This is a genomic window from Halomonas sp. GFAJ-1 (assembly GCA_002966495.1).
Taxonomy (GTDB): Bacteria; Pseudomonadota; Gammaproteobacteria; order Pseudomonadales; family Halomonadaceae; genus Vreelandella.
Window position 1 is genome coordinate 3,329,592 of sequence record CP016490.1, and the last position, 16,071, is coordinate 3,345,662.

Below are 16,071 nucleotides of genomic sequence, written 5' to 3' on the forward strand. Positions count from 1 at the left end.
CTGCGCGTCGTTGGTTTTTATCAAGACAGTGATCAAGACTGCTGGTCAAGAATGGCGGCGTAGCGGTCAGCAACATTTGCGCGTGAAGCGCTGACATGGCGACGCATGAGCAGCTCGGCAAGCTCGGCATCCCCTGCTTCAATGGCATCCACAATACGGTGGTGCTCCACAAAGGCGCGCTGAGGACGCGTGCCGCTTGCACTAAATTGAGTACGGTAAAGACGAACCAAATAGTAGAGATCATCACAGAGCAGGTTCATCAGCATCTTATTGTGGCTGCCCTGAACGATGCAGTAATGGAAATCAAGGTCGCCTTCACGCTGGTAGTAAGCCTCGCCTCGCTTGAGATCGGCCTGGCCTTCATGGAGGGCTAATACTTCGCGCAGCCCCTTTATCTCTTCGGCAGACATATGCTCAGCGGCCAAGCGTGCCGCCATGCTTTCTAACGCTTCACGCACGTCAAACAGCTCTAAAAGCTCTTTCATGGAAAGCTTAACAACCCGCGCACCTACATGGGGCACGCGTTCGATTAGGCGGTGCGCTTCTAAGCGGCGCATGGCTTCACGCAACGGCCCACGTGAAATGCCGTACGTTTTAGACAGCCCCGGCTCGGTGATTTTGCTTCCCGGCGCCAGCTCACCACGCACAATAGCGTCTTGTAGCTGATGGAAAACCCTCTCAGCCAAGGTGCGCACTTCCGGCGACACCTGTTCAGCGGGTTTATCAGCAAGCTGATGTGAAGGAGAAACGAATAGGGTCATGTGTAATTGTCGACAATTAGTGAATAGGGGAACTTTAGCTCGTCATTTTTGTGCCGTCAACCAGGCAAAATGCCCGACGTTATTCGTCTTTCGTTGCAAACAACAAGTAAAATAAACTTAAGCTGTCAACAATCATACAGTAATCCTAATGCCTTTAAATGAAAGCGTGAGAAAGGCGTCGACGCATTTAACTGGTGTGCATGATTAACGACCCCTAAAATATGTCGCCCTTGTACCGGCCTGGCATTTGCATCATGACAACGGCGTTAACCATCAAAGCCCTGCCTTATTCACCTGACCCACTGGCGCTGTTTGCTCGTTTGCGAAAGCGCCCCGGCGCAGTGCTGCTCGATAGCGGCCGTCCGGTAGCCACCGGGCGTTATGACATACTGAGCAGCGACCCGCTGGCAACGCTTGAAATTACGCCAAGCGGCCATTCGATGTTCAACTCTACCCAGCTCCAGCTGCCCGCTACGTTTAACGACATGAATAGCAATACGGCAGGCTGCACCACCGCCCTGCAAGAGTGGATGCTAGCGCAGCTGCCCGGCACCCATGAAGAGAGCGAGCTGCCCTTCCTAGGCGGACTGATAGGCTACTGGAGCTACGATTTAGGCCGTAATAATCTAGCCACCCCTAGCCAGCATGCCAGTGCCACTGCGCTACCGTTGGCACGTCTTGGCCTATACGACTGGTGCATAACCATTGATCATGAGCGCCAACAAACATGGTTGGTAGCCCCCCCATTACGGCAACAGCAGGTCACCGAATGGCTCACACACCCCCTTGTAGAGGATGACGAACACTTTTATTTAACCAGCCCTTTTCGAGCAGAGCTCAGCCAAGCTGATTACACCGAACGCTTTCATGCCGTTCAGCGCTATATACGCGCAGGGGATTGCTATCAAATCAACTTGGCCCAGCGCTTTTCAGCCAGCTACCAAGGGGATGAGTGGCAGGCTTACCAGCGGCTGAGGAAGGCGACGCCTACACCCTTCTCGGGATTTATGGCGTGGAAAAACCAAGCGGTGCTGTCTCTCTCGCCAGAGCGCTTTATTCAGTGTAGAGACGGCCTGGTAGAAACTCGCCCGATTAAAGGCACGCGCCCCAGAGGCAGTACGCAAGAGGAAGACCGTGCGCTGGCTGAAGAGCTCCTCAGCAGCAGCAAAGACCGCGCCGAAAACGTCATGATTGTGGATTTATTGCGCAATGACTTAGGCCGCGTGTGCACCCCTGGCACTATCCGCGTACCGCAACTCTGCCAGCTAGAGAGCTACCCTAACGTGCACCACCTGGTCAGCGTGGTGCAGGGCCAGCTTGCCGAAAATCACTCGCCTTTATCACTACTTACGGCGGCGTCTCCAGGCGGCTCGATTACCGGCGCTCCTAAAATACGTGCCATGCAGATTATCGACGAGCTTGAACCCTGCCAGCGCAGTGTCTATTGCGGCAGCTTAGGTTATTTAGACACCCGGGGCAGCATGGATACCTCTATTGCGATACGCACAATGGTGGCAGACGCCGGTACGCTACACGTATGGGCCGGCGGCGGCCTCGTGGCCGACTCGAAAGCCAAGGAGGAGTACGCAGAAACGCTGGATAAAATTCGTCACCTGATAGGCGCTTTGGAATAAAAAACCAGCCACTTAAATCAAAAAGAAATATAAAAGCCTAACCAAACGGTATTGGGGAGAAAGGCCCACCCTTTGTTAGTCTAGCGCTAACAGCAGAGGTTTAATGGCACGTTTTTACAGACCATTTATTAAAGGGAGGCTGCATGTCCTCGGTACTTGACGACATTAACCGCGATTTTGCCAATAACCCTCAGGGCCTAATTGAGTGGGCTTTTAGCCAAGGCAGTCGCCCCATTTGCACCACCAATTTTCGTCCGTTCGAAGCGGTCATTTTGCACATGGTGACCCAGGTGCGCCCCGACACCCCAATTGTGTGGATGGACAGCGGCTACAACACCGATGCCACCTATCAATTTGCCGATGCATTAATCCAGCGCCTTAGCCTGAATATGGTGAGCTTTTTACCGACACGTACCCGCGCGCACCGGGAAGCGTTAGAAGGGCCAATGCCCGGCATTGACGACCCGCGCCATGCAGGCTTCACCCAAGAAGTGAAGATTGAGCCGTTTGAGCGCGCACTGAGAGAAATGCAGCCTGATGTGTGGTTCACCGCGCTACGGGCCGAAGACACCCCTGAGCGCGCTAAAATGCAGGTCGCTAGTCGCAACAGCGATGGCCTATTAAAAGTCGCTCCACTGCTTCAGTGGACTGCGAAAGATATGTATGAATACTTACAAGCCCATGATCTACCAAACAATTTCGACTATTTCGACCCCACTAAGGTGGAAGAGAAACGGGAATGTGGGCTGCATCTACAGCATTAACGTTAAAGTACGTCTGCAAGAGTAGAGAGCGAAAAAAATGCGTGCGCCCAGGCTTTTAGCCTGGGCGCACTTGCTTCACTAGGCCTAATGCTCTGGAAGCTCGACACCTTCAAACAGCGCCTGCTCATAGCGGGGGCCAGCCAGTAGCGCCTCATCGACTCGCTCGCGGGTTAAGTGCGGTGCAAACCGCGCCAAAAAGTCATACATATAGCCGCGCATAAAGGTGCCACGACGTATGCCAATTTTAGTGGTTGAACTAGCAAATAGATGGCTGGCATCCAGGGCTACTAGGTCACTATCCAACGCCGAGTCAACCGCCATATGGGCGACAATACCCACTCCCATACCCAGGCGCACATAGGTTTTTATAACATCCGCATCTGCTGCGGTAAGCACCACGTTAGGCGTTAAGCCCTTCGCTTTAAAGGCGTCATCCAGCTGCGAACGGCCGGTAAAACCAAAGACATAAGTGACCAGCGGATGCTCGGCCAAGGCTTCCAAAGTAAGCGGCCCTTTGAGCAAGGCAAGAGGGTGCTCTTTTGGCACCAGCACACAGCGATTCCAACGGTAGCAAGGTAGCAGCACCAAATCGGTAAAAAGCTCCAGCGACTCTGTCGCTATGGCAAAATCCGCTAAGCCTTCGCTCACCATCTGGGCAATTTGTTTAGGCGTACCCTGCTGCATGTGTAGCGCAACTTCCGGGTACTTTTGGGTAAATTCGCTAATAATGGGCGGCAGTGCGTAACGCGCTTGGGTATGCGTTGTAGCAATGGCTAAACTGCCACGGCGCTCGTCGCTATGCTCTTGTGCTACCTGCTTAATATTTTCACTTAGCTTAAGCACTTGCCCAGCAAGCTCAATAATCGACTGCCCAGCAGGCGTGACGCGGGTTAAGTGTTTACCGCTGCGGGCAAAAATCTCAACGCCCAACTCATCCTCTAACAAACGTATTTGTTTGGAAATACCCGGCTGAGAGGTAAACAGACTCTGGGCAGTGGCCGAAACGTTCAGATTGTGTCGGTTGACTTCCCAGATATAGCGAAGTTGCTGTAGCTTCATATCCTCACCTGATTATCTATGCAGGAAGCACGCTAAAGCGCATCCTCGCGCCGCTATGGGTTTGTGCTTTTCTCGAAGCGCTTGTACCCACTCGCCTCAAGAGCACTAATATGAATAAAAAAACATTCTATAATTCACTTATAGTATAAAAAATAGCGTCCATGAGCATCTTTTAATTTTCCCTACCCCACACCGAGCCATCGTAGTAAATTTGCCAGTATCCTCCGCGCCCGCTAACATCTGCCCACTTGGCGCGGTGAGAGTGCGCTAACAAACCGCGTAAAGACCGTTGCTCCACTTGAGGCAACGTAACAGCAAGAGCAACGCAAACGGGAGAATCAAATGGCTACTAATATTGATGTCACCAACGCCAATTTCGAGCAAGAAGTTCTTAACGCCGAACAGCCTGTCCTGCTGAAATTCTGGGCCCCCTGGTGCGGCCCCTGTAAAGTAATGGCGCCTGTCGTTGATGAGGTGGCTGCTGAGCGTGGCGACAATATTAAAGTGGTAAGCGTGAACGTAGACGACGCGCCAGAAATTGCTGCCGAGCAAGGCGTGCGCGGCGTACCAACGGTAATGCTGTTTAAGTCAGGCACCAAAGTGGCTTCCCTCGTGGGCGCACAGTCCAAGTCACAGCTGACTCAATTCATCGACCAAAACGCCTAATCTCGCTAAACGCGGCGTTTCATCAGCAGAAACGACGTTTTATGCGTAGATCACGTTTAGCTACCGTCGACCTTGTTGACGGTAGTTAGACTTCACGCTTGGAAGGTGGCTTGCGCGCATCTTCCAGCCGTATATCCTTTATTCGACGCTTTCCCGGCCCTAAAAGATGCGCAATCCAGCGTGTTTGTGGGTGGCTGTCGAGTGCAATTTTAAGCGTCATGGTTAACACCACCGATAACAGCATACCGGCAGCGCCAAAGATCCACCCCCACACCACCAGTGAAAGAAACGCCACAAACGTCGAAAGCCCTAGCGCTTGGCCCATTACCCGTGGCTCAATCAGGTTACCTAGAATAAAGTTGATCGCTAAATAAGCTGAGGCTAGCAATAGCGCCTGAAATACGCCGCCATCCTGTGCGACCAGCAATAGAAGCACCGGAGGGATAGCCGCTAATGCCGAGCCGATGTTAGGAATAAAGTTAAGCGCAAAGGCCAGCACGCCCCATAGCAGCGGAAAGTCTACACCTACTAATAAACAGGAGAGCCACACTAGCACTGCTGTGGCCAGACTAATCATCGTTTTAACCGCCAGATAACGCTTCAGCGTTAAGCTAAACTCGCTAAAACGTTTCAAGCTAGGCGCCGGATTTTCCAGTGCCCGAGACACTTTATCTCGAAAGTTTAGCGTCTCAAAGAGCATAAAAATGACCAGCAGCGCAACAATACTGGCTTGCATAAATAGACTGCCAAGCTCGCCCAGGACTTTAGGTACCCAAGAATCCCCCTCTTCCATGTTGAATAGCTGACCAAGTTGATCAGGGTTAATCGCCATGCCGTGGGCAGCCAACGTATTAAGCAGATCCCAATAGTGCTCATTAAGACGCTCCTCAATCTCCGGCAACGCCTCCACAAAGGTGCCGAAGCTATTGACCACCAGCAGGCCGATAAGTGAAATAAACCCCAACAGCACCAACAGAATAATGCACGCCGCAGCGCGTACATTAACCCCCCAGCGGTTTAGCCACTGCACAGGCGACGTACACACTACGGCAATGAATACCGCGAGCAAGAGAGGCACCAGCAGGTCTGCACCCACCTTCATACCTGCAATAATGACCACCAACGCCGCAATAGCTAAGGTAGCGTTTAAAGGGATACTGCGATAATCCTCATCCGACAACTTCGACATAACTCTATCCTTAGCGTGTTATCCCTACATAATGGCTGCTAGCGGCACATTGCACAAACTGCCCCACACCCAAACCATGCAAACAATAAGCAACTGTTTTTTGGCAACTCTTAGTCAGTGAACTTTATCCCGTCACTCACTTCCAACCAGCGTCACATTCGCAATTATTTTTCATACCGCTAGGCAAATGCCTCGCTTGCAAGGAAGTTAGCTATGAATAGTCTATCGAATCACCTACAACGGTTACGCTATGGCGTTCTCGGCAGCGCATTACTCGCACTGCTCGCAGCCCCGGCGGTTCAAGCAGCATCATCAACACCGCCTAGCCTGTTTGTTCAGGCCCAATCGTGGGTTGAGGTAGCACCCGACAAAGCAACGCTTAATGCGCGTCTGTGGGAGAACACCCCTGCCGTCTCTTCGCTTGAAGAGACCGACAGTGACGCGCTAAGCGAGGCCCGCGAACGGCTTGAAAACCGCGCCAGTCAGTTAATTGAGGCCATGGAGGCGATTGGCATTGAACAGCGCGCCATCAACGCAGGCTCGCTTAATGTTTATCCAGATCGCGTTGCTGGCCCACGCAATGAAAATGGTGAACACGACACGCTTACGCGCACGCGTTTAGAGCGCCCGTTTAGCGTTGAGCTGACCGAGTTAGACCAGTTGGGCGAGGTGTTTGACGCGCTGATTAGCGCAGGCGTGAACGCTCTGGATGGCGTTCAATTTGACCTGCAAGACCGCGATGCTGCCACTGATGAAGCGCTGTCCAAGGCGCTGGAAAAGGCCCGCCACAAAGCAGAATTGATGGCGAGCACCCTAGAGACTGAACTGGGTCACGTGCAGCGTATTGAAGAAACCCAGTCGCCTATTTTCCAACCCCGCATGATGGCCATGCGTGCCGAAAGCGACGCAATGGGCAGCGGTTCAGCCAGCGACTACCGCCCCGGCACCATTCGTATTGATGCCGAGGTTAACGTCCAGTGGTTGCTTAAAGCGCAAGACACTCAAGACCACCCAGATAGGGCTGAAGCGGCGCAGGAATAGTCACCGAGCCATCCGCCTGCTGGTGGTTTTCAAGCACCGCCAGCAGGCAACGCCCTACCGCTAAACCTGAACCGTTCAAAGTATGCAGTAGCTGAGGTTTCTTGGCATCCGGATGACGGAAGCGGGCCTGCATACGCCGTGCTTGAAAGTCTTCGCAGTTAGATACAGACGAAATTTCCCGGTAGGTCTCCTGGCTAGGCAGCCACACTTCCAGATCATAGGTTTTCGCCGCGCCGAAGCCCATATCGCCCGTACACAGCGTCACTACACGGTACGGCAACGCCAGCGCCTGCAGAATGGCTTCAGCATGGCCACGCATCTCTTCCAGAGCCTCATAGCTCTTCTCTGGCTCCACGATCTGTACCATTTCGACTTTATCGAACTGGTGCTGTCGGATCATACCGCGGGTATCACGGCCATGGGAGCCTGCTTCAGAACGAAAACAAGGCGTGTGAGCGGTAAGCTTCATCGGCAGTGCTGCCTGCTCAACGATTTCATCACGCACAAAGTTTGTTAGCGGCACTTCAGAGGTGGGAATCAAGTGGTATTCCCGCTCATCATTGAGCTTAAACAGATCTTCGCCAAATTTTGGCAGTTGGCCGGTGCCCATCAGCGAATCGCGATTCACCATATAGGGCACATAGCACTCTTCGTAGCCGTGCTGCAGGGTTTGGGTATCCAGCATGAACTGCGCCAGCGCACGATGCAGGCGCGCAATCGGCCCCCGCATTACCGCAAAACGCGCGCCGGTTAACTTGGCCGCCAGCTCGAAGTCTAGATAACCGGACTTTTTGCCCAAATCGACGTGATCCAGCACTTCAAAATCGAACTCACGGGGTGTACCCCAGCGGTGCAGTTCAACGTTATCGTCTTCGCTTTTGCCTTCTGGAACACTTTCATGGGGCACGTTAGGAATACCGCTAATAACGTCATCCCACTCTTCCTGCACCTCAGCCAGCTCGCGCTTGGCAGCGTCCAAGCGCTCGCCCAAGTCACTCACTTCATCCAGCAGCGGCTGAATATCTTCACCGTTAGCCTTTGCCTTACCAATCGTTTTGGAACGCATATTGCGCTCGTTTTGCAGCTGCTCGGTCTGGGTTTGCAACTCACGGCGTCGGGACTCCAGCGCCTGCAATGCCGCTTTATCGAGTACGAAGCCCCGCCGGGCCAGTTGTTGCGCAGTTGCATCAAGATCACCGCGCAGCAGTTTCGGATCGAGCATGAGTTATCCCTTGGCCAGAAATCAGTGAAACACGGCGCACACCGCCCGTGACAAAGAGGCCTATTGTAGGCAAAAGCGCGGCGGGGAGCCATGGCTGCCTTGATGGGAAGTGATGGCTTACATGATGTAAACATGTTGCTCTGACGTAAGACCGTGGAGCAAAGCTGAGGTAGTTAGATAATTAATCATCCTGCAGCATGCTAATGACACCCTATACGCCTGTCTTTTTTGCTCATTCGCTTCAGGAAACAGGTAAGTCGCGCCTCACCCTGGGCAAAAAGATAGATACAGTCCGCCGATGCATAGGCTGCCTTTTATACAGCAGGCGCTTTTTTATAGCCTGCCGCTAAACTGCTAGCATGTTGTCCATACTTCTTAATTATGCGACCTCTTATGCCGACTGCTTTTGACCAAACACTCGCCGCCATCGATGCCCTGCATGGTGAAGATCCTCGCTCTACGACACTGGGCGATGGCACTTCATTGCCCCAAGAGCTTGCCTATGCCCAGCGCATGAGCCGCTGGCTAGAGAGAGTACACAACGCCCCCCATGACGTATTGCGCCTTGCAGTACGCGCACAGCACCTACAGCGCTGGCTAGTTCCGCGTGAGGAGTACTCTGAAGGGCGCATAGGGTATTTAACCTGGCGGCGCGACCAGGGTGAGCGCGCAGGCGATACCACGGCTAAGTTAATGCGTGACGCAGGCTATAGCGACGCAGACGCCGAACGCGCAACGGCGATTATTCGCAAGAAAGGCCTCGGCCGCGACCCAGATGTCCAGGCGCTGGAAGATTGCGCTTGCTTGGTATTTTTAGAAAACCACTTTGCCGATTTCTCACGCAAAATTGACCATGACCACATGGTACGCATTGTGCAAAAAACCTGGGGCAAGATGTCGCCCGAGGCCCACAAAATCGCCCTCACGCTGCCAATGTCTGACGCCTCCGCCGCACTGGTGAAAGAAGCGTTAGAAAGCGCATAAACCTTGTCACCAAGATGCAGAGTAGCGGTGGCTGCGGTAAAGTAGCGCTATTTCCTATCCGCTTCCAGCAGTGACGGCCCGACCAACTATGATTGCATCCTTGGATACGCGCACGGCTCCTTTTAAGCGCTTGAGCAGCCATTACGTGCGTTTTCTTGAAGCCCTGCGTGCACGCGGCTTTGAAGGCGAGATTACCCCCGACTATGCCAACCGCACCGTGCTGGCAACGGATAACTCGATTTACCAGCGCCTGCCCCAAGCTGCGGTGTTCCCCAAGCATGCCGAAGATCTTGAGCGCCTAGCCAAGTTGGTTGCTGAGCTGCCCCACCGCGACATCGTGTTAACACCTCGGGGCGGCGGCACCGGCACCAACGGTCAATCACTAACGGACGGCATTGTGGTGGACGTTTCCCGCCATATGAACCAGATTTTAGAGATTGACGTGAACGCCCGGCGAGTACGCGTTCAAGCGGGCGTGGTGAAAGACCAGCTCAACGCCGCACTCAAGCCCCACGGGCTATTTTTTGCCCCGGAACTTTCAACCTCTAACCGTGCAACCATTGGCGGAATGATCTCCACCGATGCCAGCGGCCAGGGGAGCTGCGAGTACGGCAAAACCCGCGATCACGTATTGGAGCTGGATACAGTTTTGCTGGGTGGTCAGCACTTGCACAGCCGCCCGTTAACCTCGGATGAAGAGCGGGCTGAGTGCCAGCAGGACGGTATTCTCGGCCGCGTGCATACCACTGCTGCCACAATTATCGACCAACAGCGCGAGCTGATTAAGGCGAAATTCCCGCCGCTCAACCGCTGTTTAACGGGCTACGACTTGGCTCACCTGCGAGCAGCGGAAGGTCAGTTAAATTTAAACAGCCTACTGTGTGGCTCGGAAGGCTCGCTAGGCTTTTTGAATGAAGCAGTACTCAACGTGCTGCCAATTCCCAAGCACTCTATGCTGGTGAATGTGCGTTACCCAAGCTTTATGGATGCACTGCGCGATGCCAAAGCTTTAATGAGCGCCAGCGCACGCCCCACCTCAATCGAAACCATCGACGACACCGTTCTACAACTGGCTATGCAGGACTTTGTATGGGATAGCGTAGCTGAGTTCTTCCCCGCCACCGGCAGCACGCCGATTCGCGGCATTAACCTGATTGAGTTTAATGACGACGATGAAAGCGCCCTTGCAGCGCGTGTGCGGGCGTTCACTGAACATTTGAGTCAAGACCCTACCGTAGAGCGCTTAGGCTACACACTGGCCGAAGGACGAGCGCAGATCCAAAAAGTCTACGCCATGCGTAAACGCTCGGTGGGGCTACTGGGGAACGTGCAGGGCGAAAAACGCCCGATTGCATTTGTAGAAGATACCGCCGTGCCGCCAGAGCACCTGGCGGACTTTATCACTGAGTTTCGCGCTGCCTTGGACGCCCGAAAGCTCTCCTACGGGATGTTTGGCCATGTGGATGCGGGCGTACTGCACGTACGCCCAGCGCTGGATATGAAAGACCCCGCACAGGAAAAGCTGATTCGTGAAATTTCTGATGAAGTAGCCGCCCTTACCCAGAAGTACGGCGGACTTTTGTGGGGGGAGCACGGTAAAGGGGTTCGCTCTGAATACGGCCCCAAATTCTTTGGTGAACTGTACCCTAGCCTTCAGCGAGTAAAAGCCGCCTTTGATCCGCATAACCAGCTGAACCCCGGCAAGATTGCATCTCCCGCTGAACACCAGGAACTGATCGCTAAAGACAGCGACCCTGATTTGTTAACGGTTGATGGCGTACCGATGCGCGGTCAGCTTGATCGCACGATTGACGAGCGGGCGTGGCAGGCTTACGACGCGGCGGTCTACTGCAACGGCAACGGTGCCTGTTACAACTACGATGTTGACGACCCCATGTGCCCTTCCTGGAAGGCCACCCGCGACCGTGTGCATTCGCCTAAAGGCCGCGCCAGCCTGATTCGGGAGTGGCTGCGCTTGCAGTCCCAGGCGGGTATCGATGTGGTGGAAGAGTCGCGCAAGAAAAAGGCCGAGCGCAGCTGGGGCTTTGTTAAAAGCTTCCCTAAACGTGTCATGAACACCGTTAGCAAACAGCAACACCACGACTACTCCCACCAAGTGTATGACGCCATGGCGGGTTGTTTGGCGTGTAAATCCTGTGCGGGCCAGTGCCCGATTAAGGTCAACGTACCGCAGTTCCGCTCGCAGTTTTTAGAGGTCTACCATGGCCGCTATTTACGCCCACTGCGGGATTACCTGATCGGCGGCACCGAGGTTATGCTGCCCACATTGGCCAAAATCGCGCCGCTGTATAACGCATTGCTTGGCCAGCGCTGGGTGGAAAAGCTGATGAGCAAGGGCCTGGGGGTTAGCGACTCCCCGTTGCTCTCCCGTGCCAGTGTGAAGAAACAGCTAAAGGCTTGGGGCGTGTCGGAAGCCACACCAACGTCGCTTGCGCTACTCACAGAGCAGCAGCGGGCCAACAGCGTGATTATCGTTCAAGACGCGTTCACGACGCACTTTGAAGCCACACTCGTGATGGACGTGGTAGAGCTACTGTCGCGGCTGAATCTACGGGTGTTTGTGATGCCGTTTTCTGCCAATGGCAAACCGCTGCAGGTGCAGGGCTTTTTGGGCGCCTTCGAGCGCACGGCAGAAAAACAGGCCAAACGGTTGCGGTCATTGGCAGAGTTCGAGGTGCCCATGGTAGGGATCGACCCCGCCATGACACTGGCCTACCGTCAGGAGTACGTCAAAGCCTTAGGTACCGAGCAGGTACCCGAGGTGCTGATGCTGCAAGAGTGGCTGGCCACCCGCATTAATACGTTAGCGCCGAGTCAGCTGACGTTAGCTGATCCTGGCTATAAGTTGCTTTCTCACTGCACTGAAAAAACCAATGCCCCAGGCAGCCCCAAGGCCTGGCAGCAGGTGTTTGCAGCATTTGGCTTAAAACTTGAACTGGCCAATACCGGCTGCTGCGGTATGTCCGGCACGTACGGACATGAAACCCGCAATGTGGCAACGTCAAAAACCATTTACGCCCAATCCTGGCAGCCCCAGGTGGAGGCCGAGGAAAATACGGGCAAGCTGCTAGCAACAGGCTACTCTTGCCGCAGCCAAGTGAAACGCTACTCTGCGCAAACCCTACCGCATCCGCTTCAGGCGCTGCTTAGGTGCCTGCACAGCCGTTAAGCTTGCTATAAGCGAACGAAAGGGGCTTACATCGGATGTAAGCCCCTTTTTTATTACACTGCATTTTCTATTTCACGGATTAAGCAACTATCCAGCTGTTACTCCGTGAAAGGCAGCGAGGAGTGGTGCAGCACAATGCGCAGCTCGCCTTCATCGTCTAGCTGATAGCCCCAGCTCTTATCTACTGTGGTGGTGTTGCCATCGCTATCCAGGATAGAAACATTGCCCACAGTCATCGCTGTATCACCGCTAATAAAGATAGCTGCGTTATCAATGGTCACTTCCTGCCAGCCATTCAGTGCGAAGCCGCTATCGTTGGGGAATTCATCGCTATGCCCAACAAAGTAAGCCAGCGCGCCCTCGGGCGTGGTACGGAAAGTTTGCGGCGCGGCTGCTAACGTTGGTTTAAATAGCACCGGCCCCATCTCATAGCCATAAGCGCTATCAATAACCAATTGGGCCAGTTCACTGGCGGCCTCAATGCCGTCGTTTTCATAGGTGTTTGAGATATTTACCAGCGCTTCACCCCACGCTTTTTGCGCTTCGATCACCTGTTCTTCCGTAATGTCTCCGCCTAAATGCGTTACCTCATAGGCGCCTGCTAAGGAGGCAGTACCGATACCCATACCCAGCACGGCGCTAGTAAAAAGTACTTTAATCATTACTATTGATCTCCTAAGTACATATAAAAAGGCAGTGAACGTTTTGCTTCACTGCTCTACTTAGCACGCCGGTCTACCTTCGTGCTAAGAAACCTACTTGAACGCAGGCTCTTGCCATCAATCAGACTGACACCTCTTAAAAGTTAACCAAGAAGCGAAGTTAAGAGGCGCTCTAAAAAAATAGTCTTTTTAACGCGAGTCCAGGGTTCTCTTCACGCATAAAGGCTTCGCCGACCAAAAAGCCGTTTACATCGTGGTCACGCATTAGCTCTACGTCATCGCTGGTATGGATACCAGACTCGGTAATTACCGTGACGCCTTCAGGAATGCTTGGCAACAGGTCAAGAGTGGTATTCAGGCTCGTATCAAAGGTGTGTAGGTTGCGGTTGTTGATGCCCACCAGCTTCAGGTTCAGCGCCAAAGCGCGCTCTAGCTCAGTGGCGTCGTGGACTTCTACCAATACATCCATCCCTAAAGCGTTAGCCTGCTGATGCAGATCGCGCAGTTGAAAGTCGTCCAGGGCAGCGACAATCAGCAAGATGCAGTCTGCGCCAATGGCCCGGGCTTCGGTTACTTGGTAACCATAGGTAATAAAGTCTTTACGAATCACTGGCAGCTCGCACGCGTCACGGGCGGCGATCAAGTAATCTTCATGGCCTTGAAAAAAATCCGCATCGGTCAGCACCGAGAGACACGCAGCTCCTCCTTGGGCATAGCTTTGCGCAATATCCGCAGGGTGAAAATCTTCGCGCATTACCCCTTTAGAGGGCGAAGCTTTTTTTACCTCGGCGATCACCGCCGCATCACCCGCAGCAATACGGGCATTCAACGCATCAATAAAGCCACGGGGAGCGCTCTGCTTTTCAGCCAGCGCCAGCAAATCCGCTTCACTGACCGCTTGGCGGCGCTCAGCCACCTCTTGGTCTTTACGGGCCAAAATACGCGTTAAAATTGTCGGTGTTGCCTGGTCGCTCATTGAAGTATTTATCCTTTAAAAACGCTGGTGAAGTGCGAAAGCTCTTTTAACTTTTCAAGCGGCAGCTTGGAGGCTTGGGCATCCTGGGCTACCATCACGCCCTCTTTTAAGCTATCGGCAACGCCCGCACAGTAAAGCGCCGCACCCGCATTCAGGGCAACCATATCCGCAGCCGCACCTTCGCCACTTAACGCAGCTTTTACCAGCCTCAGGCTGTCTTCGGCGCTAGCCGCTTTCAGCGTTGCTAAGCTTTGGCGTTCAATACCCAGCGCTTCCGGGGTAATGGTGTACTGGGTAATGTCGCCCTCTTTGAGTTCCGCCACCAGCGTAGGTGCCGCCAGGGAAATTTCATCTAGGCCATCTTCTGAATGCACTACCATTACGTGGCGGCTGCCAAGCTTTTTGAGCACTTCAGCCATGAGTGGCACAAGCTCAGGAGCATAGACCCCCAGCACTTGGTTTGGTGCACTGGCAGGGTTAGTCAGCGGGCCAAGAATGTTAAATAGCGTGCGCACACCCATTTCACGGCGCGGGCCAATAGCGTAACGCATTGCGGGGTGGTGGTTGGGAGCAAACATAAAGCCAACCCCCACCTGCTCAATACAGCGAGTTACCTCTTCCGGTTTAAGGTCAAGATAAATACCGGCTATATCGAATAAATCTGCACTACCTGAGGAGGAAGAGACGCTGCGGTTACCGTGCTTAGCCACATGAGCGCCACCCGCAGCAGCCACAAAGCTAGCTGCCGTCGAGACGTTAAACAGATTAGCGCCATCACCACCGGTACCCACAATATCTACCACGTTGTCGGTACTAAGCGTCACCCGCTTCATTAGCTCGCGCATTACCTGAGCGGCTGCGCTAATTTCCACGGCGCTTTCGCCTTTCATGGCCAGTCCCACTAGCAGGCCACCAATTTGCGCATCAGAGGCTTCGCCGGTCATGATCTGGCGCATCAGCGCGTGCATCGCATCGAAAGAGAGGTCTTCGCGGCGCATCACCGCGTTAATTGCATCTCGCATTTGCATGAACAGAAAAGCCTCTAAAGCGTATGAATTTGGCGATCAGCCGCGTTGTAAAAAATTGGCCAATAACGCATGACCTTGGCGCGTGAGTATTGACTCAGGATGAAACTGTACCCCTTCAATATCCAAGTTACGATGGCGAAAACCCATTATCAACCCAGGCGTTACGTCATCGCTTGCCGTCAAGGCGGTGACCTCTAAACAGTCGGGTAAGCTTACTTCATCCACAACGAGCGAATGGTAGCGAGTTACCTCAAGCGGGTTTTCAAGCCCATTAAATACGCCTTGCCCCCAATGCACTACGGCAGACGTTTTGCCATGCATAACCTCTGGCGCACGCACTACCTTACCACCGTATACCTGACCAATCGCCTGGTGCCCAAGGCAGACACCCAAAATAGGCAGTTTACCGGCAAAATGGGTAATAGCTGCCAATGAAATACCCGCTTCGTTAGGCGTACAAGGTCCCGGTGAAATCACCAAATGAGTAGGCGCGATGGCCTCGATTTGTTCAAGGGTAAGCGCATCGTTGCGGTAGGTCATTACCTCCGCACCAAGCTCACTCAGGTACTGAACGATATTGAAGGTAAAGCTATCATAATTATCGATCATCAAAACTTTAGGCTTGCTAAACAACTGATTAACGTCAACATTAGCCATCTATCTACTCGCAGTTACCCAGGCTAGTACCCAGGCTCATCCTTTAACACCGATCAGGGATTGTACCGCCCTACCTATGCATCCGCCACGCGCTATCGCTAGGCCAGAAGCCTAGTCCTGTACTTATAAAAACAAAACAGATGGCAACCTTAAGCAGGCAAGAGGCTAACCGACTATTAGTAGTAACGGCCATAGATAGAGCGGTAAAAGCACCGCACAACAACGTGCCGTACGATGC

14 protein-coding genes are annotated in these 16,071 nt (G+C 53.5%); 6 read left to right on the forward strand and 8 right to left on the reverse strand.

From position 1 onward, the window contains the following. Positions 1 to 32: 32 nt before the first annotated feature. On the reverse strand, positions 33 to 761 hold the full coding sequence (locus BB497_15015; GenBank protein AVI63922.1) for a GntR family transcriptional regulator: 729 nt from the start codon (positions 759 to 761) through the stop codon (positions 33 to 35). A 254-nt stretch (positions 762 to 1,015) separates the two neighbouring features. Between BB497_15015 and BB497_15020 the strand changes: the two genes are divergently transcribed. After that, the gene (locus BB497_15020) at positions 1,016 to 2,395 is read left to right on the forward strand and encodes an aminodeoxychorismate synthase, component I (protein ID AVI63923.1); all 1,380 of its coding nucleotides are present in this window, start codon (positions 1,016 to 1,018) and stop codon (positions 2,393 to 2,395) included. A gap of 143 nt (positions 2,396 to 2,538) precedes the next feature. Then, positions 2,539 to 3,159: a phosphoadenylylsulfate reductase gene (locus BB497_15025; protein AVI63924.1), complete on the forward strand. Its 621-nt coding sequence runs from the start codon at positions 2,539 to 2,541 to the stop codon at positions 3,157 to 3,159. 84 nt (positions 3,160 to 3,243) lie between these two features. Here the strand turns inward: BB497_15025 and BB497_15030 are convergent, their stop codons facing one another. Further along, positions 3,244 to 4,218 carry a transcriptional regulator CysB gene (locus BB497_15030; protein ID AVI63925.1) on the reverse strand — a complete coding sequence of 325 codons (975 nt, stop codon included), beginning with the start codon at positions 4,216 to 4,218 and terminating at the stop codon, positions 3,244 to 3,246. Between the two features lie 342 nt (positions 4,219 to 4,560). Here BB497_15030 and BB497_15035 point away from each other — a divergent pair, with 342 nt between their 5' ends. Next, positions 4,561 to 4,884 (forward strand): thioredoxin, encoded by a 324-nt coding sequence (locus BB497_15035; protein AVI63926.1) that lies wholly within the window; start codon positions 4,561 to 4,563, stop codon positions 4,882 to 4,884. An 85-nt stretch (positions 4,885 to 4,969) separates the two neighbouring features. Here BB497_15035 and BB497_15040 read toward each other — a convergent pair whose 3' ends face one another. Continuing rightward, positions 4,970 to 6,073 carry an AI-2E family transporter gene (locus tag BB497_15040; GenBank protein ID AVI63927.1) on the reverse strand — a complete coding sequence of 368 codons (1,104 nt, stop codon included), beginning with the start codon at positions 6,071 to 6,073 and terminating at the stop codon, positions 4,970 to 4,972. Positions 6,074 to 6,286: 213 nt separating this feature from the next. Here BB497_15040 and BB497_15045 point away from each other — a divergent pair, with 213 nt between their 5' ends. Further along, a complete protein-coding gene (locus tag BB497_15045) occupies positions 6,287 to 7,114 on the forward strand; it encodes a hypothetical protein (GenBank protein AVI63928.1) in 828 nt (275 codons plus the stop codon). Here BB497_15045 and BB497_15050 read toward each other — a convergent pair. Then, positions 7,059 to 8,336 carry a serine--tRNA ligase gene (locus tag BB497_15050; protein ID AVI63929.1) on the reverse strand — a complete coding sequence of 426 codons (1,278 nt, stop codon included), beginning with the start codon at positions 8,334 to 8,336 and terminating at the stop codon, positions 7,059 to 7,061. The genes BB497_15045 and BB497_15050 overlap by 56 nt on opposite strands. A gap of 393 nt (positions 8,337 to 8,729) precedes the next feature. Between BB497_15050 and BB497_15055 the strand changes: the two genes are divergently transcribed. Together BB497_15055 and BB497_15060 are read left to right on the forward strand one after the other, a co-directional pair. Continuing rightward, complete coding sequence (locus BB497_15055) at positions 8,730 to 9,320, forward strand: hypothetical protein (protein AVI63930.1); 591 nt, start codon at positions 8,730 to 8,732, stop codon at positions 9,318 to 9,320. A gap of 88 nt (positions 9,321 to 9,408) precedes the next feature. Then, positions 9,409 to 12,510, forward strand: a complete 3,102-nt coding sequence (locus tag BB497_15060; GenBank protein AVI63931.1) for an FAD-linked oxidase — start codon at positions 9,409 to 9,411, stop codon at positions 12,508 to 12,510. Positions 12,511 to 12,608: 98 nt separating this feature from the next. Here BB497_15060 and BB497_15065 read toward each other — a convergent pair whose 3' ends face one another. The 4 genes from BB497_15065 to BB497_15080 form a co-directional block, all read right to left on the reverse strand. Next, on the reverse strand, positions 12,609 to 13,172 hold the full coding sequence (locus BB497_15065; protein AVI63932.1) for a phosphoribosyl-AMP cyclohydrolase: 564 nt from the start codon (positions 13,170 to 13,172) through the stop codon (positions 12,609 to 12,611). A 172-nt stretch (positions 13,173 to 13,344) separates the two neighbouring features. Then, positions 13,345 to 14,148: an indole-3-glycerol-phosphate synthase gene (gene trpC / locus BB497_15070; protein AVI63933.1), complete on the reverse strand. Its 804-nt coding sequence runs from the start codon at positions 14,146 to 14,148 to the stop codon at positions 13,345 to 13,347. An 8-nt stretch (positions 14,149 to 14,156) separates the two neighbouring features. Next, positions 14,157 to 15,176: an anthranilate phosphoribosyltransferase gene (locus BB497_15075; protein ID AVI63934.1), complete on the reverse strand. Its 1,020-nt coding sequence runs from the start codon at positions 15,174 to 15,176 to the stop codon at positions 14,157 to 14,159. Between the two features lie 36 nt (positions 15,177 to 15,212). Further along, the gene (locus tag BB497_15080; protein ID AVI63935.1) at positions 15,213 to 15,833 is read right to left on the reverse strand and encodes an anthranilate/aminodeoxychorismate synthase component II; all 621 of its coding nucleotides are present in this window, start codon (positions 15,831 to 15,833) and stop codon (positions 15,213 to 15,215) included. Between the last annotated feature and the right edge of the window lie 238 nt (positions 15,834 to 16,071).